The 20,769-nt window shown below is 40.5% G+C and carries 19 protein-coding genes and 2 tRNA genes; 12 read left to right on the plus strand and 9 right to left on the minus strand.

Going from position 1 to position 20,769, the window contains the following annotated elements; genetic code table 11:
- Positions 1-83 precede the first annotated feature (83 nt).
- On the plus strand, positions 84-4,352 hold the full coding sequence (locus SKC38_RS10320) for a hypothetical protein (protein WP_377977066.1): 4,269 nt from the start codon (positions 84-86) through the stop codon (positions 4,350-4,352).
- A 91-nt stretch (positions 4,353-4,443) separates the two neighbouring features.
- Here the strand turns inward: SKC38_RS10320 and SKC38_RS10325 are convergent, their stop codons facing one another.
- The gene (locus tag SKC38_RS10325; RefSeq protein WP_377977067.1) at positions 4,444-4,680 is read right to left on the minus strand and encodes a hypothetical protein; all 237 of its coding nucleotides are present in this window, start codon (positions 4,678-4,680) and stop codon (positions 4,444-4,446) included.
- A 145-nt stretch (positions 4,681-4,825) separates the two neighbouring features.
- Here SKC38_RS10325 and SKC38_RS10330 point away from each other — a divergent pair, with 145 nt between their 5' ends.
- On the plus strand, positions 4,826-6,019 hold the full coding sequence (locus tag SKC38_RS10330) for an esterase (protein ID WP_377977068.1): 1,194 nt from the start codon (positions 4,826-4,828) through the stop codon (positions 6,017-6,019).
- A 40-nt stretch (positions 6,020-6,059) separates the two neighbouring features.
- On the opposite strand, the gene SKC38_RS10335 is transcribed toward SKC38_RS10330, so the two are convergent.
- The 3 genes from SKC38_RS10335 to SKC38_RS10345 form a co-directional block, all read right to left on the minus strand.
- Positions 6,060-6,299, minus strand: coding sequence for a hypothetical protein (locus SKC38_RS10335; RefSeq protein WP_377977069.1), 240 nt, complete (start codon positions 6,297-6,299; stop codon positions 6,060-6,062).
- A gap of 71 nt (positions 6,300-6,370) precedes the next feature.
- On the minus strand, positions 6,371-6,763 hold the full coding sequence (locus SKC38_RS10340; RefSeq protein ID WP_377977070.1) for a hypothetical protein: 393 nt from the start codon (positions 6,761-6,763) through the stop codon (positions 6,371-6,373).
- A gap of 6 nt (positions 6,764-6,769) precedes the next feature.
- A complete protein-coding gene (locus SKC38_RS10345) occupies positions 6,770-6,955 on the minus strand; it encodes a type II toxin-antitoxin system HicA family toxin (protein ID WP_377977071.1) in 186 nt (61 codons plus the stop codon).
- A 54-nt stretch (positions 6,956-7,009) separates the two neighbouring features.
- Between SKC38_RS10345 and SKC38_RS10350 the strand changes: the two genes are divergently transcribed.
- A complete protein-coding gene (locus tag SKC38_RS10350; protein WP_377977072.1) occupies positions 7,010-7,630 on the plus strand; it encodes a pyridoxamine 5'-phosphate oxidase family protein in 621 nt (206 codons plus the stop codon).
- 211 nt (positions 7,631-7,841) lie between these two features.
- Here SKC38_RS10350 and SKC38_RS10355 read toward each other — a convergent pair whose 3' ends face one another.
- Together SKC38_RS10355 and SKC38_RS10360 are read right to left on the minus strand one after the other, a co-directional pair.
- Positions 7,842-8,900, minus strand: a complete 1,059-nt coding sequence (locus SKC38_RS10355; protein WP_377977073.1) for a hypothetical protein — start codon at positions 8,898-8,900, stop codon at positions 7,842-7,844.
- Positions 8,901-9,274: 374 nt separating this feature from the next.
- Positions 9,275-9,347: transfer RNA gene (locus tag SKC38_RS10360), tRNA-Lys, on the minus strand.
- Positions 9,348-9,580: 233 nt separating this feature from the next.
- On the opposite strand from SKC38_RS10360, the gene SKC38_RS10365 reads away from it, so the two are divergent.
- Entirely contained in the window at positions 9,581-10,219 is a 639-nt protein-coding gene (locus SKC38_RS10365) for a hypothetical protein (protein WP_377977074.1), read from the plus strand.
- On the opposite strand, the gene holA is transcribed toward SKC38_RS10365, so the two are convergent.
- Complete coding sequence (holA, locus tag SKC38_RS10370; protein ID WP_377977075.1) at positions 10,216-11,256, minus strand: DNA polymerase III subunit delta; 1,041 nt, start codon at positions 11,254-11,256, stop codon at positions 10,216-10,218. The two genes, SKC38_RS10365 and holA, sit on opposite strands and share 4 nt — an antisense overlap.
- 166 nt (positions 11,257-11,422) lie before the next feature.
- On the opposite strand from holA, the gene SKC38_RS10375 reads away from it, so the two are divergent.
- Positions 11,423-11,935 carry an FKBP-type peptidyl-prolyl cis-trans isomerase gene (locus SKC38_RS10375; RefSeq protein WP_377977076.1) on the plus strand — a complete coding sequence of 171 codons (513 nt, stop codon included), beginning with the start codon at positions 11,423-11,425 and terminating at the stop codon, positions 11,933-11,935.
- A gap of 95 nt (positions 11,936-12,030) precedes the next feature.
- Positions 12,031-12,489, plus strand: coding sequence for a deoxycytidylate deaminase (locus SKC38_RS10380; protein WP_377977077.1), 459 nt, complete (start codon positions 12,031-12,033; stop codon positions 12,487-12,489).
- 308 nt (positions 12,490-12,797) lie between these two features.
- Here SKC38_RS10380 and SKC38_RS10385 read toward each other — a convergent pair.
- Positions 12,798-12,871 (minus strand) — tRNA-Met (locus tag SKC38_RS10385).
- 153 nt (positions 12,872-13,024) lie between these two features.
- On the opposite strand from SKC38_RS10385, the gene SKC38_RS10390 reads away from it, so the two are divergent.
- The 6 genes from SKC38_RS10390 (at position 13,025) to menD (ending at position 20,042) form a co-directional block, all read left to right on the plus strand.
- Positions 13,025-13,417, plus strand: coding sequence for an START-like domain-containing protein (locus SKC38_RS10390; protein ID WP_377977078.1), 393 nt, complete (start codon positions 13,025-13,027; stop codon positions 13,415-13,417).
- Between the two features lies 1 nt (position 13,418).
- Positions 13,419-14,864 carry an LptF/LptG family permease gene (locus SKC38_RS10395; RefSeq protein WP_377977079.1) on the plus strand — a complete coding sequence of 482 codons (1,446 nt, stop codon included), beginning with the start codon at positions 13,419-13,421 and terminating at the stop codon, positions 14,862-14,864.
- Positions 14,865-14,935: 71 nt separating this feature from the next.
- A complete protein-coding gene (rpsO, locus tag SKC38_RS10400; protein ID WP_377977080.1) occupies positions 14,936-15,211 on the plus strand; it encodes a 30S ribosomal protein S15 in 276 nt (91 codons plus the stop codon).
- 117 nt (positions 15,212-15,328) lie between these two features.
- Complete coding sequence (gene pnp / locus SKC38_RS10405) at positions 15,329-17,470, plus strand: polyribonucleotide nucleotidyltransferase (protein ID WP_377977081.1); 2,142 nt, start codon at positions 15,329-15,331, stop codon at positions 17,468-17,470.
- A 60-nt stretch (positions 17,471-17,530) separates the two neighbouring features.
- Positions 17,531-18,394, plus strand: a complete 864-nt coding sequence (locus SKC38_RS10410) for a sigma-70 family RNA polymerase sigma factor (protein WP_109323139.1) — start codon at positions 17,531-17,533, stop codon at positions 18,392-18,394.
- Positions 18,395-18,428: 34 nt separating this feature from the next.
- On the plus strand, positions 18,429-20,042 hold the full coding sequence (gene menD / locus SKC38_RS10415) for a 2-succinyl-5-enolpyruvyl-6-hydroxy-3-cyclohexene-1-carboxylic-acid synthase (protein WP_377977082.1): 1,614 nt from the start codon (positions 18,429-18,431) through the stop codon (positions 20,040-20,042).
- Here menD and SKC38_RS10420 read toward each other — a convergent pair.
- The gene (locus SKC38_RS10420; protein WP_377977083.1) at positions 20,028-20,768 is read right to left on the minus strand and encodes a tetratricopeptide repeat protein; all 741 of its coding nucleotides are present in this window, start codon (positions 20,766-20,768) and stop codon (positions 20,028-20,030) included. The two genes, menD and SKC38_RS10420, sit on opposite strands and share 15 nt — an antisense overlap.
- Position 20,769 lies beyond the last annotated feature (1 nt).

Here is a 20,769-nt window from a genome sequence, read left to right on the forward strand (position 1 = left end):
CCTCAAAAAATGAAAAAATGGCATTTTTTGAGGGTTAAAAAATATAGCCCTAAAAAAATTACTCCATGTTCAACCAAAATCGTATGAAAAAGCACTTCACACAGCTTATTGCCGTATTTGCACTAACCATTAGTGGATTATTCGGCTTCCAAAATCATGTGCATGCACAAGGATTTACTGTTTCAGATCCCACATTAACAGAAAGCGGGGATTACACTGTCATTGTTTGGAAAGTAGAACAAACGACAAACAATACCGGGCTGAGTCATTTTGTGATACAAAATTTCTGTCTGCCCACGGGAAGTAACTTAACGGTAGAGAACTCTGCCGACAATGTCAACTGGAGTACAATCCCAAGCACAACAGCTGATGGAAGTACACAGGCTTGTCAAACCTTTGGATCTTTCTTGAAATTTTCAGGATCTTCAAATGCTAAAATCAATTATTACCGGGCGACCCTAAAAGGCAAATACATCCTTGTTGATGGCCAAAGTATTCTCAAATTTGGAAACGGCCAAGGAAGAAACAATGACGAATCATGTATCGTTGTCTCTACCAAAGTACCAAAATTAGCATCCAATATCGCTGAAACTCAAATCAAACAAATTTGTGAAGGCGGATCGATTAATTTACAATCTGCTTCTGGGTTTACGAATTATGTCTGGAAGAAGGATAATGCTAGTGTATCTAATAACTCCAACACATACAGCATCACCAATGCAATTCCGGGAACCTATCAATACCAGGTTACCTATCAAGTAAGTGATTGTGAATCATTTACCGAGAAATTTACGGTGATTGTTGACGCCAAACCGAGTATTAGTTTAAGTCCTGCAAGCTTTTGTAAAGGAGGATCTACCAACTTAAGTGCGCTCATTACTTCAGAGAAAAAAGATGGAGTTTGGTCAATTGCAACCGGAACGGGCACTATTAGTGATGGCAAACTATCTTCATCAACTGCTGGAGAGGTTAATTTAACTTATACAATTTCATACGGAAATGGGTGTACGACCTCAGAAAATGTGAAGGTAACTGTGTTGGCATTGCCGACTGTCGTAGCCAATGCTTCTAAATCAGAAGTTTGCGACGGTAACAGTGTTACATTATATGGTTCAGGCGCAGCCACTTATTTTTGGAGTCCCTTTGTTACCGATAACGAAGCATTCAAACAAAACGTTGGTACCGTAACCTATACCGTTACAGGAACGGATGGAAAAGGTTGTGTGAACACAGCTACAACTAATGTGACTGTGCTTGCATTGCCAACGGTCGTAGCCAATGCCTCTAAATCAGAAGTTTGCGACGGCACTAGTATTACATTGTTTGGATCTGGTGCATCCACTTATTCTTGGAGTCCCGTGGTTACTGATAACGTTGCATTCAAACAAAACGTTGGTTCCGTAACCTATACGGTTACCGGAACGGATGGAAAAGGTTGTGTGAACACAGCAACAACCTCTGTGACTGTACTAGCTTTGCCAACTGTAGTAGCCAATGCTTCTAAATCAGAAGTTTGCGACGGAACAAGTGTTACTTTGTATGGTTCGGGTGCATCCACTTATACTTGGAGTCCTGTTGTTACTGATAACGAGGCCTTTAAACAAAACGTAGGTACCGTGATATATACCGTTACCGGAACAGACAATAAGGGTTGTACAAATACAGCAACTAAAACGATAAAAGTAAATGAATTACCTACAATCAGCCTGACTTCCGATTTAGCTATTTGTTTTGGAAAATCAGCGACACTTACTGCTGGTGGGGCTAATTCTTATCTTTGGTCAACAACTGAAACAAATGCATCCATTAGCGTTTCGCCTGAAACAAAAACGAAATATACTGTAACAGGTACCGATTTAAACTCATGTTCAGCGTCAAAAGATGTTGAAGTAACAGTGAACGAATTACCTAAAGTCGTTGCAAATGCATCTGAAACTGAGGTATGTGATGGTACAAGTGTAACCTTATATGGTTCTGGAGCCACTTCATATACTTGGGATTCTTTGGTTTCGGATAATGTTGCTTTCAAGCAAAACGTAGGTACCGTGATATATACCGTTACTGGAAAAGATAATCTAGGCTGTACCAATACAGCAACTAAAACGATAAAAGTAAATGAATTACCAACAATAAGTCTGACTTCGGATTTAGCTATTTGTATTGGAAATTCAACTAATCTAGTTGCATCTGGCGCTAATTCATATGTTTGGTCAACAACTGAAACAGGTGCTATTATTAGCGTTAAGCCTGAAACTACAACGAAGTATACCGTAACGGGTACGGATAATCACTCTTGTTCTGCTTCAAAAGATGTAGAGGTAACAGTAAATGTCTTGCCTATAATCAGTCTTACTTCTGATTTAGCTATATGTATTGGAAATTCAACTAATCTTACCGCTTCTGGCGCTAATTCATATGTTTGGTCGACAACCGAAACAGGTACTACTATTAGTGTTAAGCCTGTAACAACAACGAAGTATACCGTAACGGGTACGGATAATCACTCTTGTTCTGCTTCAAAAGATGTAGAGGTAACAGTAAATGCTTTGCCTATAATCAGTCTTACTTCTGATTTAGCTATATGTATTGGAAATTCAACTAATCTTACCGCTTCTGGCGCTAATTCATATGTTTGGTCGACAACCGAAACAGGTGCTATTATTAGCGTTAAGCCTGAAACAACAACGAAGTATACCGTAACGGGTACGGATAATCACTCTTGTTCTGCTTCAAAAGATGTAGAAGTAACAGTTAACGAATTACCAAAAGTCGTTGCCAATGCCTCCGCAACGGAAGTATGCGATGGAACAAATGTAACTTTATACGGTTCAGGGGCATCGTCATATACTTGGAGTCCCGTGGTCACAAACAACGTGGCATTCAAACAAAACGTAGGTTCCGTAACATATACGGTAACGGGAACGGATGCAAATTCGTGTCAAAACAGCAATAGCATCACCATCAAGGTAAAAGCGCTCCCTACAGTATCAGTCTCTCCAGATAAATCAATCTGCGTGGGAGAAACCGTAACGATTACTGCGTCGGGTGATGCAACATCTTACCTTTGGACGCCTGGAAGCCAAACAAGTGCTGAAATAAGCGTAAAACCTGTAACAAACACAACTTATACAGTTGCGGGAACTTTGGAAGGCTGTACATCCAACGCAAGCACGATAATCACAGTGAAAGCTCTTCCAAACATCCTTATCTCCGGAAATAATACCGTATGTGCTGGTGAAACCGTTTCGCTAACAGCAACGGGAGCTACAAGTATCGTTTGGTCTACTGGAGGCCAACAAGGAAACTTGCTTTCTGTGAGCCCAACAAATACGATTACGTATACAGCAACGGGCACAACGGATGGTTGTTCCGCATCGGCTAGTTTTACGGTAACCGTAACTGACTGTGCCAAATTTGCCACATATACACAAGGCTATTATGGTAACGTGGGAGGAATTGCTTGTGACGGATCAACTACCAAAAACAAATTGTTGGCCGCATTTTCAGGTGTAACATCCGTTACATTTGGGGCAGCGGGAGGAAAGTCATTTACTTTATATCCAACCGACATCACAAGTGATAATATTTTCAAAATGTTACCTGGTGGTGGAACTCCGGCGGCTTTAAGTCCAAATAAAAGCATTGGCTGGTCTTATAGCAAAGATTATTTAGGTGCCAAAGGGTCTCCATTGAATTCAAACGGAAAGATTACCAATAACCTTCTTTCTCAAACGATTACTTTGTGGATCAATAAACAAACTTCCACTGGTTTAGCTGGATTCAGGATGCCAAGTTCATTTGTAACGGCCAAATTAATCTGCCCAACAAGCAACATTAACTATTCAGATACCAAAGAATTTAAAGTGGCATCGAAATTGGTTAATAAAACAGTTGGCCAATTATTAGATTTGGCTAATTCGGCACTTGCGGGAACATTAGGTTCGAATGATCCTAGCTTATCGGATATTTTCACGACGGTGGATATGATTAACAATGCTTTCGACCAAGGAAGAGTCGTAATTAGCAGCCAAACAACGAATTCCGTTGAAATCAAAACCATGTCGCGTGTGGTGCAAGAACAAACAGAAACGATTCAATCCGTTCAAGCATACCCGAATCCGTTTAAAGGAACATTAACTTTCACTATGACACCACGTTACACGGGACAAGCAAGCCTAGATGTATACAATGTTTCAGGAATGAAGGTATCAACTGTTTTTGAAGGCTTATTACAAGCAGGGGAGGAACAAAAAATTGAGTTCACAATCCCTGAAGGCCAAATTTCCCAAACGTTTATCTTCCTTTTCCGCCAAGGAAATGATGTCGTACAAGGAAAATTGGTGAGTCTTTAGTTAATTCAGCTATGGCCATGATGGCCGAGTGATCAATTTTGAATCCCAACAGCTATAAGGTTGTTGGGATTCTTTTTTATTACAAAAACATTCAAATTATCACATAAAGAAAAAAGCATGTCAGCAGTATAAGCATGATTAAAGCCGACTTCCAATGGAAGGTAACATAGGCTCGGTTCACATAGGCCAAAAGCACAATAGCCATCAATGTGACCAAATGCACATTTAATTTTGGCGCCTCAAAAACATGCCCACGTGGAAGCGTTAGGCTAATGAGTGAATCCAGGATAACGCAGAAGGTGATGCTGTATTTGCGGAGGAATAACATGGAGGATATGATTTAATAGGTCATCAAGGTAGCCAACATAATACTAGATTGTTATTCGGTTTTTGAATATTTAGTTAATCCCATAATATGGGAATAAACCATAATCTGTTACAAATTGACTACATTTGAAAAAAACCTATTTAAAATGAAAAGAAACAAATTCAAGCTTTTGGCTGCGCTAGCAGCATGTCTGTCGTTTCAAACTTTTGCCCAGGAAGTGGGGCAAGTGGAACGTTTAATTTCGCCAGAAATTACCCAATCAAACGATGTTATTTTCCGATTGAAAGCTCCGGCAGCTTCGTCTGTTAAATTATCTGGTAACTGGATGACCATGGTCCCAAATCCCAATGGGCAAGGGGCTAGTCGGCAATTAGTCGAACTCGTAAAAGACGCTTCAGGTGTTTGGTCTACCAAAATTCCTGCCATGGCGCCGGAATTATATGGCTATTCTTTCATCGTGGATGGGGTGACAACCTTGGATCCATCCAATTTAAAAGTTGCCCGTGATGGTACATTTAGAACGGAAAGCCTACTTTATGTAGCAGGCCCCGCATCCGATTTATATTGGGCCAAAACGGGTCCCAAAGGGAGTATGCAACAAGTTTGGTATGATTCCAAAACCCTTAATTTAACGCGCAGAATGCAGGTGTATACGCCTCCGGGATATGAGGATTCCAAAGCGTCTTACCCCGTTTTATACCTCTTGCATGGGGGAGGGGGCGATGAGGAAGCCTGGCCAACGTTAGGTGTAGCTGCCAACATTTTGGACAATTTAATCAATGCGGGTAAAGCAAAACCGATGATTGTGGTGATGACAAATGGTAACCCGAATCAAGTGGCAGCCAATGTGATTAGCCCTAACATTCCTGTGGCTAATTTGCCAGTAGGAGGCATGGGAAGCATGTTATTCGAAAAAAGTTTGGTAGGGGATGTAATTCCATTCATCGAAAATCACTACCGCGTGAAGAAAAATAAGGAAAGCAGAGCCTTAACGGGCCTCAGTATGGGCGGATTACAAACCATCAATACGTCCTTTGAACATCCCAATTTATTCAATTACATCGGTGTCATGAGTATGGGATTTGCGGATTTAAGTCGGTTTGGCGTGAAAGTAGACGCATCCCAACGAGACCAACAAATCGAAGGCTTAAAAAAGGCTAATCCGGCACTTTACTGGATCGCATGCGGAAAAGAAGATTTCTTGATCGAAAGTGTGGTAACCATGCGTAAAAAATTGGACGAGCATGCGTTTCGTTACGTATACCGCGAAAGTGAAGGGGGACATACCTGGACGAATTGGCGGGTTTATTTATCCGAATTTGCGAAGATGATCTTTTAAATAGGTTTCAGAGCCTTCCGTTTGGGAGGCTCTTTTAAAATTAGTACACTCGAGCAAAAAGAAAATAAATAGATAATAATACCAACAGAATCAATGCAGCTTTCCAATGTATCTTAACATAAGCGCGATTTACATACGCCAAAAGCGTTATGGCTAACAAGGTGACAAGATGCACATATAATTTAGGAGCTTCAAATACATGCCCACGCGGAAGCATCAGACAAATGAGTGAATCCAGGATAACGCAGATGGTAATACTGTATTTGCGTAAGAATAACATGGCAATTATATTTTGATAAGTCATCAAGATAGGCAACCTAATCACAAATTGTTATTCGAAAAGAGAATGATCTATCGAATTAAGCAGATATCCGCCAATTCTTGCCCGATTTGTTGGACCCCCTGAATAATTTTCTCAGACTGCTTTTGGGAAGGCTGCTTTTTCCCACGGACATATTGCGATAAAAGCTTAGGATTCATCCCAATTCGTTTGGCTAAGAAATTGGCATTCAAAACCTTATAAAATTGGAAAAACTGTTTAAAATCTAAATTCAGTTTGATTTGATCCATCGTCACTTCTTTTCCCTCTTCCGCTAAAACCAAGTTAATCGCCTCAAGTAAATTTTTATACAATTCGGTTATGGTCTGAGCCGACGTAAAAACAGATAAATATTCCACATAAGCAGAATAACCTGTGTTCGTTTTCTCTATACAAACTTCTATCTTCTTAGCTAATTTCTTCATAGCGAATTATTTTATTCTAGCTTGCTTAAATAATGCTTTTTCCAATCCTTTTCCCAACTCTTGACTTCCATGATTAGGAAAAATGATTATTCCAGGTTTTAATTTGTGCCTCAACTTCATGTGGGAACCTTTTTGAGAAACGGGATACCATCCATCCGATAACAAAATTCGATAAGCTTCCGAACATTTCATAGCAAGGTAAATTATAATTTACTTTTTGTCAATTAAACACATACTAATCAGTTGATGGATAAGAAGAATTTCACGCAATACAACGATTTAATTTACAGCTCAGAGGAACTCGAAAAGGAATCGTGGGATCGATTGGTCATCGGCGCGACAAAAAGTAAAGATGCCTTTCACACACCGTGCATCGCAACGCTAAATCAAAATGAAGTCAGCATGCGCACGGTTGTTTTACGTAAGGCTATTCCATCTGAAAGAGAATTGCGTTTTCACACCGATATTAGAAGTAATAAATGGCTGGAATTAGCCCAAAATGATTCAATCAATGCCTTATTTTATGATGCATCCGAACGAATTCAATTAAGGGTAAAAGGGAAAGCTTTACTCCATTTTAATAATGAAATTACTTCCGAAGCATGGAATAAAACGACCTTAAGTAGCAGAAAGTGTTACCTAACTGATTTTAGTCCCTCGAGCTTCGCATTAGCGCCCACAAGCGGATTAGCAGAACATATTGAACAAGAAAACTTCACCATGAAGGAAAGTGAAGCAGGTCAAAAGAATTTTGGTATCGTTTCCATCAGGGTTGAATCCATCGATTGGCTGTGGCTACACCATTCAGGCCATCGTAGAGCTTTCTTTGATTACAAACTAGATTCTTTTCAATGGATGATTCCGTGATAATTACATTTAATTATTCCAAATCCCGAAGACACAAAAAAGCCTGCAATATCTTGCAGGCTTTTTAATTTTAGAAGTGATCCCGCGGGAACACTTACCAGCTAGTAAATAGCACTAAAAACTCCGAAATCGTAGAGAAATCGGAATTTTTTCAGGTACTTATGGTACGGTTTTGTAGTCTTTTGTATTGAATTATGTAGCTCGATTTGAATTAATATAATCTTTCGATTGAAACAAAGTTATTGTTATAAGAGGAATCACCAATCATCAATATAATACGATATACTTTATTATTTGTAGTATCGTTTAATATATAAGTTGATTGTTGTCCTGGTAAAAATCCCCAACCATTCCATGAATTACTTGCGGTGGTTGTGTAAGAAGTACCAGTAATAGTCTGCCCACCGATAGTACTATTTGAATACATTGCACTTACATCAGCAACAAATGTAGTTGATACTGCACCAATACTTAACCCCGCATATCCTCCACCAGCACCAGTTCTTGTAGGGCCTGCCTTGACATTATCTAATAGAACAAATGAACCTGCATTAACCTTTCCACTTGCCCTCTGTGCGTTAATGGGAGCGTTTCCACTAATTTTTTTCCAAGTAACTCCAGTTCTTCCATTTCCATCTGTTGTTACATTATATGGATAAGTTGGAGCACCAGAAGCCCATGCTTTTAATTTATAAGTTCCTGCACCTGTAGTAGTAATAGTTATTGCACCAGTTCCCGTTGATCCAATTTGACCATATGCAGGCAATATTTCAGAATTAGGCACTAAATTACCTGATGGATCATATAGCGCAAATTCTGCTGCATATCCAGCGCTTGAGTATTGAACTCTCACAACTGAGATTACTTCCCAAGTTCCTGCACTTGGGAGAGTAAAAGATAATACATCAATAGGGGCAACAGTGTTAATTAATACATTTGATCCAATAAATTGTGATCCATATTCAGCTGCAACACTTCCGCTACCACCAGCAGTTGCAATTGTTGCCCAATTTGTGCCGTTCCAAAAATAATAACCTGCATTTAATCCTGCTCCACCATTACAATAAACCAATAATCCTGTAGCAGGGGATGGAATTGTAGTTTGGTCAAATGCATCTGTAAGATTTATTCTTGGAGGTAAGAATCCTTTATTACTTGCTGCTACGTCTAATTTAGCTGATGCATGAGGTGTGGTGGTTCCAATACCTGTTTGTGCAAATATCGTAATAGTTGAGAATTGAAATAACAAAAATAAAATTGAGGTTCTCATAGCTTTAATATCAACAGTATGCAAGTTATATGGATTAAACCTAATAGTAAAATTTGTTCTGATTAATTCATCAAATAGGATAGTAAACCCATAAAATCACTTTGCCTAAAGACAATTTAATGGACAATTAATGCTAAATTTATTACTGTAAGCAAATTAGATTATGCTCATGAAAGACATAAATAACAGAGGAGTGAGTACACCTCAACTCTCATACACTTAAACAAGTTTTATCTAGAATAGAAGCTGTATTGTGTAATCGAAAGTAACAAAATGAAAGTAGAGGAAAAAACGATTTGTTGTACCTAAGTTGTACCTGTAAAACAAAATAGCCCGTAACATATTGTGTTACAGGCTATTAAATAATCTAGAAGTGATCCCGCTGGGATTCGAACCCAGGACCCATACATTAAAAGTGTATTGCTCTACCAACTGAGCTACGGAATCATCAAGCCGAAGCTTGTATATCAATTGACTCACTCTGGAGTCGAAAGGAAGTTCGATCACTGACCGACCTTCATTTGCATTTCAAGCATTTTATTGCCTTATTGCGATGCAAAAGTAGTAGTGTTTTTCGAATTATGCAAGCAAGGCTTCTAAATAAAGTTATATTTTTTTGTTTTTTTTATCTGGGCGTAACACAATTTGCTTATTCCCAAATAGATAGAAAGCAAATTCATTTGGCAGATTCTTTATTTAAATCCAACCGACTGCTCGAAGCCGAACGCATTTACCTGAAGAACTTGAATCCAAATTCCAGTGAATTCGAAAATATTCAGTTCAAATTAGCCTACATTGCCAAAGTAAAAAATGACTGGGTCAGCGAATTGTATCGCCTTTCAAGCATCCACGCGAAACAAAATACACCTGCCATCGCGAATCGTTTGGCCGAAATAGGAGAGAAGCAACAACTCGACGGTTACGCCGTGTCTCTCATCGATCAAATCGAATGGATCTATTTCTCCATTTTCCCTTACTTATTGGGCATTTTATTACTCCTCGGCCTATACGCCATCATCATTCTGTTTCGCAAATACCTGCGCAATAGTCGGATCCCGCGTACTCAATTGGTCTTCCTTAGTGCTTACCTTATATTTCTAGGTTTATTCACGAACCTACCCGGCTTATTACGTTTTGGCATTATTACCAAGGATAAAGCCTACCTGCGCGCACATGCATCTTCAGCCGCGCCTGTCATGCAGATTCTCAAGAAAGGAAATAGGGTGAATTATTGGAACACCCAAGATATTTGGGTGACCTGTATTGTAAACGGCCAAGTGGGCTACATCAAAGCCAGCGATTATTCGGCGATCAACTAAAGATGTAAGAGCTCAAAGCTCAAATCCATCAAAATATCTCGGTCTGATTCCGCCGCACCGATGATACCCTTGAATTTCAAGTCAGCATTTTTAATCGCCTCCAGCATCCTTACCACCTTCGCAATCGGATAATTACGCTTCGCCGTGACATAATCTCGGACAAAATAAGGATTAACACCAATCTCTTTGGCTAATTCATTATCCGACAAAGAACCCAAATCATGAACCATCAATACTTTAGAAAATGTCCCAAACAAAGTCGCCAATAGAATAGGCAAGGGATTTTGTTTGGTATTATCGGCCAAATAAAACGCTATTTTCTGCGCTTTGGCCACATTTCGTTGCATCAAAGCCGCTTGATATTCAAAAACATTATACTCCCGACTAATCCCCACATATTTCTCAACCTCCTCAGGACCAATCTCAGCGCCCGCTGGGCAATTGACAATCAATTTATCCGCCTCATGCGCCATGCGCTGCAAATCGGTGCCCACATAGGAAACCATCAATTCCAAAGAAGCTGCTTGAATCCCAAGCTTGTGTTGGGCCAAATAATCCTTCAACCAAGAACCCACTTGGCCGTCCTTAACCTTTTTGGAACAAACGACGACACCATTTTTTTCGAGCAATGTCAGGATTTTGGCCTTTTCATTCACCAAACTCTTGATCGTAAAAACTAAGAGCGTAGATTCCGTAGGCCGTGCGCAATAATCCTCCCAGGCTTTCATGTCCTCATTACCTTTGGCTTCTTTTCCTTTGGCCAAAGCCTCTAAAAAACTGGCTTCTTTGACAATAATGACCTGTTTATCCGCCATCATCGGGTAACGCCGCGCATAGGAAATCACAGAACCCATGGTTTGATCCTTACCAAAAAGCACAAATTGATTGAAACTCTTCTCGGATTCCGTCAGTACCTGCTCCTCAAACGCATCAGCCATTTGGTCGATAAAAAACGACTCATCTCCATGTATTACATAGATAGGCGCGTATTTTCTTGCTTTGATGTCTTTAAGTACTTCTTGAATCGTTTTTTGCATGGCGGGCAGTTGTCAGTTATCTGTTGTCAGTGGTCAGAAGACTAGGAACTCGATTTTATATTATTTTCAAAGATAATTATTTTTCATCACTGACCACAAGCAACTGACCACTAGCAACTATAATCTCTTTTTGCTACCTTTACCCCTCAAATCAAAACACCCTTTCATGCAAATTGCACCTAATTCCGTTGTTTTCATCTCGTATGAATTAGCATTCCCAGATGAAAATGGCCAACCGGATGTCGTTGAAATCGTAGATGAAAACGAACCGATGGTATTTATCCATGGCTTAAGTGGCCTACCAGAAAGCTTCGAAGCGAATTTACTGGGCCTAAAAGCAGGGGATAGCTTTAATTTCAACATCGCAGCTGAAGATGCTTACGGGAACATTGATCCCAATGCCATCATATCTTTACCAAAGTCAATTTTTGAAGTGGATGGCCAAAAAGCCGACGATATCCTAAAAGTAGGTAATTACATCCCGATGACGGATGATCAAGGTAACCGCATGCAAGGTATGGTCGTTTCCATTGGCGATGAAAATGTTATGATGGACTTCAACCACCCTTTGGCAGAAAAAGAATTAATTTTTACTGGAAAAGTTATCAAAATCAGAGAAGCTACCGCCGACGAAATCGCGCACGGACACGTGCATGGTGAGGGGGGAGTACATCATTAAGAGTTAAGAACTAAGAGTTAAGAACTAAGAGTGAAGAGGTGAAATTGATAAAACATCTCTTCACTCTTAACTCTTCACTCTTACCTAAAAAAGATATGAAACCCTCCTTCGACTCCATCTACATGGATTTAGCACAAAGTTTAGCGCTTCGCTCGCATTGTACGCGGGCGCAGGTAGGAGCTGTGTTAACCAAAGATACCCGCATTATTTCCATCGGTTACAATGGACCCCCGCAAGGAACACATAATTGTGACGAGGATTTTCACGAGGAGGGGGGTTGCCCGAAAGACTCCAAAGGATCTTGTTCCTTAGCCCTTCATGCAGAACAAAATGCCATCTTATATGCATCCAAAAATGGAGCTTCTATTGAAGGATCAACCATTTATGTGACGCTTTCGCCATGTATTTCCTGCGCGCGTATCATCTATAGCATGAAAATCAAACGGGTAATCTATCTAAATAGCTACGCCGCATACAAAGGTTTAGCTTCCGATGAAGGCGTGGATTTCTTGCGCAAATTTGGGGTAGAGGTGCTTGCCTATAAAGATTTATAGTCGAGGCAAAGCCTCGAGATCCCCAGACTGAAGTCTGGGGTTAACAATCGCCATTTCTCCTACAACCCAAAATTGTTATCTGTGGGACAAATCAAATACATGTTATAACCCCAGACTTTAGTCTGGGGACAAAAAAAGACCTGGCATTACACGAAGTCTTTTTTTGTAGCGGGGAGCATAATCGAAAGCCGTCCATCGGCTGACGGATATGAATCCAACGTCAATAACTCCAGTCAAACGTCCAATGTCTAAAGTCCAATGTCTAAAGTCCAAAAAAAAGACCCTACAAATTGTAAGGTCATTTTTTGTAGCGGGGAGCAGAATCGAACTGCCGACCTTTGGGTTATGAATCCAACGCTCTAACCATCTGAGCTACCCCGCCGAAATATGGTGCAAAGGTAATCGAAAGGAGTAAGAGTCACAAATATTTTCTGAATACTTATTAAATTTGTGTGGGATTTGCGATTCATCTGAATTCGTTTACCTTTGTTTATAGGGACAATTTTTGACCCATTCATAAAAAACCCATTGCATTATGCCAGCTTCAAGCTACGAATTTGAATATGAGCTAAAAGCCTCGCCCAAAGTACTTTATCCGTATTTGAGCACTGCCTCTGGGCTTCAACAATGGTTCGCCGACAAAGTCACCGTTCAGAACAATCAAGGCTTTAATTTTTTCTGGGATAATGAAAATCATCCCGCAACAATTGTTCATAATAAATCGAACAAAAGCTTCAAATTAGACTTTACTAAGCCCGATCAAGCCACACACAGCGCTTGCATTGAATTCAAATTAGACGTTAGCGAACTCAGTAATACGACCTATTTGGTTATTACAGATACCGCATCGACGTTTAAGTCGGCCGACGACGCCCAAGAACTTTGGGATTATTTAACTGATAAACTCAAAGAGATCGTAGGGAGTTAGTATGCGTAAAATAGATAAATTAGTCCTAAATGCCTTCTGGGGACCCTTTGTCCTGACAACACTCATCGTAATTTTCATCTTTCTATTACGTTTGGTCTTGTTCTACTTTGCCGATCTTTTTGGCAAAGACCTTGGCGTAGGCGTCTATATCGAGCTTTTCTTCTACTTTTCACTCATCACATTACCACTAGCCTTACCGCTTTCTGTATTGCTTTCGTCTTTGATGACCTTTGGAAAATTGGGCGAAAACTTCGAACTAACCGCCCTCAAAAGTGCTGGAATTTCCATATTCCGCGTTTTTAGACCTATCATGATTGTCGCTGTTATCTTGTCGGGCTTCATGTTTTGGTTTAATAACGTAGCCATGCCTTGGGCCAACTTGAAAGGCTGGGGGCTCTTATATGATATAAAAACCACCAAAACGACCCTAAATATCAAAGAGGGAATCTTTTACTCCGACTTACCGGGTTATGCGATTAAGGTGGCAAAGAAGTACCCCGACAACAAAACCTTGAAGTCATTAATCATTTACGATCATACGCATAATGATGGAAACCGACATGTTACTTTGGCCGACTCCGGTTTGATGTACACGATGTATGGAAAAAAATACCTCGTTTTTGAATTGTTTAATGGCAAGGATTATGTGGAAGATGCAGATCGTGGGAGCAATTTGGACGCCTCAGATTTAGCCGTACACCATTTCAAAAAGAGTAAAATTGTGATGTCTTTAGATGCTTTTGATTTACATAAGACCGAGGAAAGTCAATTTTCCCATTATGAAATCATGCGCAATAATATCCAGTTGCAAGCCGATGAGGATTCACTTATTCATGTCATGCGAATCATGAAAAAAGGATTCATTGGCGCGGTTGGCCCTAATTTCCTGTATTTCCACAAGCCCATCAACCAATCCATCAAAGTAGTCAAAAACACCAAATGGGTAACCGAACGATTAAAGAAAGGTTTAGCCGAAAAACATTCACGCGAACCGATGGACATTGCGATCCAACAAGTGCAGAACATGCAGACTTTCGCACAAACCAACTTAACCTCGATCGAGACACGCCAAGACAAATTGAAAACCACGCGTTTGGAATGGCATAAAAAATTCACCACATCGCTAGCCATCTTAGTGATGTTCTTGATAGGCGCACCTTTAGGAGCTATTATAAAAAAAGGAGGATTTGGTGTACCGGTTGTTGTGGCCGTGTCATTCTTTATCTTAATGTACATATTAACCCAACAAGGTGATAAAATGGCCAAAGAAGGGAAGGTGCTCGTGGAAATCGGCGCTTGGATCTCAAATGGACTTTTGACGCTCATCGGCATGTACTTCTTGAAAATCGCTTTGAACGATTCGCGCTTGTTTGAATCCGACTTCTATCGGGTCCTTTGGGATCGTGTGAAAAGCTGGAAAATGCGTCGTCAGAAATATTCAAGCTAAGCATTTGCGCATTCCGACAATTCTATGTACTTTTGCGAATTAATTTTTCAAACTTTATAAACTGGTAAAAGATGTATTTGTCTCCTGAAGTAAAAGAATCGATTTTCGAATCAAAAGGGAAAGCAAAGTCAAAAATCGATACTGGTTCTGCTGAGTCGCAAATTGCGTTATTCACATTCAGAATCAATCATTTGACTGAGCACCTTAAGAAAAACAAGAAAGACCATAGCACACGCTTAGGACTTTTGAAATTAGTAGGTAAGCGTCGTCGTTTACTTGATTATTTAACTCGTACTGATATCTCACGTTACCGTGCGATCATTGCTGAATTAGGTATTCGTAAATAAATACAAGCAGGGTTCCTTTCATTTAGGAGCCCTGTTTTATTTCTTTTTACCCCGTTTGAAATCATCAAACAAACATTCTACTCACGCAAGGTTGCGTGAAAATTTATTCCGAAACGTATGTCATTTAACATCATTACAAAGCATATTTCAATGCCTGATGGCAAGGAAATCCAAATTGAAACTGGCAAGTTAGCCAAGCAAGCGGATGGATCTGTTGTTATCAAGTCTGGAAATATGATGCTGCTCGCTACCGTTGTAGCAAACAAAGAGGCCAAAGAAGGCGTTGATTTCCTTCCTTTATCAGTTGATTACCAAGAAAAATTTGCGTCCAATGGACGTATCCCAGGATCTTTCTTAAAAAGAGAGGCACGCCTTTCAGATTATGAAATCCTTATCTCTCGTTTAGTTGACCGCGCTTTGCGCCCAACTTTCCCAGATGATTACCATGCGGATGTACAAGTGTTGATCAATTTAATCTCAGCAGATACCGAGGTTTTACCAGATGCATTTGTAGGATTAGCTGCTGCTGCTGCTTTGGCAGTTTCAGATATCCCATTCAATGGTCCTATTTCAGAAGTTCGCGTTGCAAAGATCAACGGAGAATATAAAGTTAACCCAAGCGTAAGCGAATTAGCTGGAGCTTCCCTAGAATTAATCGTTGCGGCTAACGAAAACGATATTTTGATGGTGGAAGGCGAAGGCGATGAGGTTTCTGAAACAGAAATGTTAGAAGCTTTACGTATCGCGCATGATGCTATTAAGTTGCAATGCCAAGCATTGAACGAATTAACGGTTGCTTGTGGTAAGACAGAAAAACGTACGTACTCACACGAATCACACAACGAAGAGTTGCGTGCTGAATTGTGGAAAAACTACTACGAGAAATACTTAGCTGTAGCTAAACAAGCTAATCCGAAGAAAGACGAGCGTAAAGCTGCTTTCAAAGCGATTGTTGACGAGTACATCGCAACATTGCCAGAAGATCACTTAGTGAACCTTTCAATGGCAAAAACATATCTTCACGATATCGAAAAAGAAGCGGCTCGCCAATTGGTATTGCAAGAGCGTTACCGTTTAGACGGTCGTAAATTGAACGAAATCCGTCAAATCACTTGTGAAGTAGATTATTTACCTACGCCACACGGTTCATCTGTGTTTACACGTGGTGAAACGCAATCGTTGACAACTGTTACTTTGGGTACGAAGATGGATGAACAAATCATCGACCAACCGATGACACAAGGTTACAATAAATTCATGTTGCACTATAACTTCCCAGGTTTCTCAACAGGTGAAGTTAAGCCAAACCGTGGCGTAGGACGTCGTGAAGTAGGTCATGGTAACTTGGCTATGCGTGCAATTAAGAAAGTATTGCCTCCCATGGAGCAATTCCCTTATACATTACGTGTTGTTTCTGATATCTTAGAATCAAATGGTTCATCTTCGATGGCAACTGTTTGTGCGGGTACGTTAGCCTTAATGGATGCAGGTGTTCAAATCAAAGCGCCTGTTTCAGGTATCGCGATGGGATTGATCTCCGATTCAAAAACAGGTAAATATGCGGTATTGTCTGATATCTTAGGTGATGAAGATCACTTGGGCGATATGGACTTTAAAGTTACAGGTACTGAAAACGGTATCACAGCTTGCCAAATGGACATCAAAGTTCAAGGATTGTCATACGAAGTTTTGGCAGAAGCGTTAACACAAGCAAAAGAAGGTCGTTTACACATCTTGAACGAGATGAAAAAAGCGATGCCTGCTGTTCGTGCTGAATTTAAGCCTCAAACTCCACGAGCTACGGTAATCAAAATCATGAAAGACCAAATCGGTGCGGTAATCGGACCAGGTGGTAAAGTCGTTCAAGATATCCAAAAACAATCAGGTGCTACGGTAACGATTGAAGAAAAAGAAGACGGTGGATACGTAAGCATCTTCTCTTCTAACGGCGAAGCCATGGCTCACGCTGTTCGTATGGTGAAAAACATCGTAACCGTTCCGGAAGTAGGAGAGGTTTACGAAGGAAAAGTGAAGAATATCCAAGCTTTCGGTGCATTCGTTGAATTCCTTCCAGGAAAAGACGGTTTATTGCACATCTCTGAAATCTCATGGGATCGTATCGATACGATGGATGGCGTTTTCAAAGAAGGTGATAAAGTAAAAGTAAAATTAGTTGAGGTAGATAAGAAAACGGGCAAATTCCGTTTATCTGCTAAAGTTCTTTTACCAAAACCAGAAGCTCCCGCACAAGCGGAGTAATATTTTCAATTAATGGGCAAAAGCGAAACCTTTTGCCCATTCAATCTGTTGTAAGATCCTATGAGACAGCTAAAAATTAGCAAACAAATTACCAACAGGGAAAGTCAATCACTTGATAAATACCTGCAGGAAATCGGTAAAGTCGATTTATTAACTCCGGATGAAGAGGTAATCCTCGCGCAGAAAATCCGTGATGGGGATCAATTATCGTTGGAGCGTTTAACGAAGGCCAACTTACGTTTTGTGGTTTCGGTAGCGAAACAATACCAAAACCAAGGATTGAGCTTAGGCGATTTAATCAACGAAGGTAACTTAGGTTTGATTAAAGCAGCACAACGTTTCGATGAAACACGTGGATTTAAATTTATCTCGTATGCAGTATGGTGGATTCGTCAATCGATCCTTCAAGCATTAGCAGAACAATCCCGTATCGTTCGTTTACCCTTAAACCGTGTAGGCTCTTTGAACAAAATCTCAAAGACTTTCTCGGAATTAGAACAAAAATTTGAGCGTGAACCATCTCCTGAAGAATTAGCCGAAGTATTGGAAATTTCCACAGGTGAGGTTGTTGATACCTTGAAAATCTCAGGTCGCCACGTTTCCATGGATGCACCTTTCGTACAAGGAGAAGAAAATTCCTTGTTGGACGTCCTTGAAAATGACTCGGAAGACAAACCGGATTCAGGATTGATCAACGACTCATTGCGTAGAGAGGTTCAACGTGCGCTATCTACATTAACACAACGCGAAGCGGACGTAGTGACGCTTTACTTTGGATTAAATGGTGAGCATGCGATGACACTCGAGGAAATCGGGGAGAAATTTAATTTGACACGTGAACGTGTAAGACAAATCAAAGAGAAAGCGATTCGCAGACTCCGTCATACTTCACGTAGCAAAGCATTAAAAACATATCTTGGATAATTTTTAAAAGCCTCTTATGAGGCTTTTTTTTGCTATGGCCTACCCAGCAGGACTTGTGGATTTGATTGATGATTTATACCAACAAGGTGTAAATGAAGCAGTTATATGCCCTGGTTCCAGAAATGCGCCTATCATGTTGGCTCTTGTCCGCCACGGCGGATTTCGTTGTTATTCGATTGCCGACGAGCGTTCTGCGGGATTTTTTGGTTTAGGATTAGCATTAAAATCGAAGAAACCCGTCATCCTTTGTTGTACTTCGGGTTCAGCGGGATTGAATTTTGCACCGGCAGTGGTGGAAGCCTTTTTTCAAGAAGTCCCACTGATTGTGTTGACCGCCGACCGGCCCGCTGAGTGGATCGGACAATGGGATGGTCAAACTATTTACCAAAATCAGTTATACGGTAAACATGTTAAGCATTTTGAATCCTTTGAGGCATTTAAACCGCATCAATTGGTCCAACAAGCTATCCATTTTCCACAAGGCCCTGTTCACATGAACATCCCGATTGCCGAACCGTTTTATCCAGCAAAAGGAGAGGAGCTCCCTGTTCGAACAAGTCTAGTTGCTTCTCAACCTGTAGATCAAGTTTTTACTTGGGATAAAAGCCTGTTGAACGATATTAAAGATCAAAAAATCATGATTACCGTAGGCCAACGCCCTTACGATAAAGTGGAGAATGAACTTTTCGAACAATTAGCCTTGAAAGGCATACCGGTTATCGGCGATGCAACAGCAAATTTGCCTGCTGCCTGTGAACTTCACCATGACTTATTATTGGCTAATGAAGCTCTTTGGCCTAATTACCAGGCAGATTTTCACCTGCATTTCGGAAAATCATTTGTCAGCAAACGCATCAAGCAAATGATGCGAATGTTTAAACCTACGAAATCCTACCTCATTCACCCGAATCCCATCGAAAGACCGGATCCTTTTCAGTCCTTAACAGATGTCATTCAAACGGACACTGTGTCAGTGCTTAAGGAACTTGTAAGCAAAGATTTACAAGCTAATCCAAGCTTTAAAACTTGGAATCCTTCGATTCAACCAGCATTTTTCGAAAAGCAAGCCTGGAACGAATTACACATTTACAATGCCATCATCCAACAAATTTCGCAGCAGGAAGTGGATATTCATGTGGGCAATTCCTTAGCGATTCGTTACATCAATTGGACGGAAGCCAAATTACACGGCACCGAGGTATTCTCGAATCGGGGTACGAGTGGCATCGACGGAAGTTTGAGCACAGCGGTGGGGGCGAGTCAGTCGACCGACAAACTAACTGTCGCTCTATTAGGCGATGTATCTTTCCAATACGACCGCAATGCGCTTTGGAACTATTACTTAGGCTCAAATTTGCGCATTATCGTCATGAACAATGCTGGCGGGGCGATATTCCAGATTTTGGATGGAGCGAAAGACTTAGCAGAGCTGAGCGAATTCATGGTCACGAAGCAACATATTACCGCGGAAAATACGGCCAAAGACGCGGGACTAACTTACCTTAAAGCACAGAATTTCAACGAATTAAATTCGATATTACCTGATTTTTTTGCACCGGGTGCAATCGGAAAATTATTAGAAATTTTTACAGATTCCACTGAAAATACAGCGGCATTACAAGCCTACATGGCATTATTCAAGCATTGATTTTTGCTGAACACGTTCCCAATTCTTTACATACAGGGGATTTTTAGGATCGATCGCCAATGCCTGCTTAACATATTTACCTGCCAAATCCCAATGCATTCTACGAATCTCCAAATAGCCTAAATTGTTGTAAATCAAATCCTTAAACTTCCCCGAAGCCAAAGCCTTTTGAAACATCTTTTCCGCTAAATCCAATTGGTCTAATTCCTGATAAACAACTCCTTGATTGATCATCGTCTCCACCGAGTTCTTATCTAATGCCAAGGCACGATCGTAAGAAGCTAAGGACTCATTCCATAAGCTTTTCTGCATTTGAATATTTCCTTGCAATGACCAATTGGCCGATGAATCTGGAAAATTTTTAACCAAAACCTCCGCTGAAGCTAGAGCTTCATCAATCCGATTCATCGATTGCAAGATTTCCGTTTTCTTGAACAGGGCGGGAGCGAAGGAGGCATCTTGCTCGACAGCTTTGCTAAAATCAGCTAAGGCTTCCTCATTTTTTTCAAGTGATTGATAAACCAAACCCCGGTTATAATAAGCATCAGGGAATTGTGCTTGCTTTTGCACAGCTTCTGTGTACCACTTAATGCTTTCGTGGTATTCCTTCTCCTTGTATTTCGTATTGCCGCGCAGGAAAAAATTAGTTGCTTCTTGTCTATCGCTATCCGTTTGGCAGGCTGTAAAAAGAATCGACAATAGCAGGATGAAGTACCTCGTTTTCATT

The sequence above is a fragment of the Aquirufa echingensis genome (assembly GCF_042714525.1).
Lineage (GTDB): Bacteria > Bacteroidota > Bacteroidia > Cytophagales > Spirosomataceae > Aquirufa > Aquirufa echingensis.

Bases quoted from the DNA above. Each gene is read 5' to 3' on its own strand.
- SKC38_RS10380 (WP_377977077.1), top strand. From the start codon at position 12,031: ATGAAACCCTCCTTCGACTCCATCTACATGGATTTAGCACAAAGTTTA.
- SKC38_RS10335 (WP_377977069.1), bottom strand. From the start codon at position 6,299: ATGTTATTCTTACGCAAATACAGTATTACCATCTGCGTTATCCTGGAT.
- SKC38_RS10340 (WP_377977070.1), bottom strand. From the start codon at position 6,763: ATGAAGAAATTAGCTAAGAAGATAGAAGTTTGTATAGAGAAAACGAAC.
- SKC38_RS10325 (WP_377977067.1), bottom strand. From the start codon at position 4,680: ATGTTATTCCTCCGCAAATACAGCATCACCTTCTGCGTTATCCTGGAT.
- SKC38_RS10355 (WP_377977073.1), bottom strand. From the start codon at position 8,900: ATGAGAACCTCAATTTTATTTTTGTTATTTCAATTCTCAACTATTACG.
- SKC38_RS10410 (WP_109323139.1), top strand. From the start codon at position 17,531: ATGAGACAGCTAAAAATTAGCAAACAAATTACCAACAGGGAAAGTCAA.
- SKC38_RS10420 (WP_377977083.1), bottom strand. From the start codon at position 20,768: ATGAAAACGAGGTACTTCATCCTGCTATTGTCGATTCTTTTTACAGCC.
- SKC38_RS10375 (WP_377977076.1), top strand. From the start codon at position 11,423: ATGCAAATTGCACCTAATTCCGTTGTTTTCATCTCGTATGAATTAGCA.
- SKC38_RS10330 (WP_377977068.1), top strand. From the start codon at position 4,826: ATGAAAAGAAACAAATTCAAGCTTTTGGCTGCGCTAGCAGCATGTCTG.
- SKC38_RS10390 (WP_377977078.1), top strand. From the start codon at position 13,025: ATGCCAGCTTCAAGCTACGAATTTGAATATGAGCTAAAAGCCTCGCCC.
- SKC38_RS10350 (WP_377977072.1), top strand. From the start codon at position 7,010: ATGGATAAGAAGAATTTCACGCAATACAACGATTTAATTTACAGCTCA.
- pnp (WP_377977081.1), top strand. From the start codon at position 15,329: ATGTCATTTAACATCATTACAAAGCATATTTCAATGCCTGATGGCAAG.
- SKC38_RS10320 (WP_377977066.1), top strand. From the start codon at position 84: ATGAAAAAGCACTTCACACAGCTTATTGCCGTATTTGCACTAACCATT.
- menD (WP_377977082.1), top strand. From the start codon at position 18,429: ATGGCCTACCCAGCAGGACTTGTGGATTTGATTGATGATTTATACCAA.
- holA (WP_377977075.1), bottom strand. From the start codon at position 11,256: ATGCAAAAAACGATTCAAGAAGTACTTAAAGACATCAAAGCAAGAAAA.
- SKC38_RS10345 (WP_377977071.1), bottom strand. From the start codon at position 6,955: ATGAAATGTTCGGAAGCTTATCGAATTTTGTTATCGGATGGATGGTAT.
- rpsO (WP_377977080.1), top strand. From the start codon at position 14,936: ATGTATTTGTCTCCTGAAGTAAAAGAATCGATTTTCGAATCAAAAGGG.
- SKC38_RS10395 (WP_377977079.1), top strand. From the start codon at position 13,419: ATGCGTAAAATAGATAAATTAGTCCTAAATGCCTTCTGGGGACCCTTT.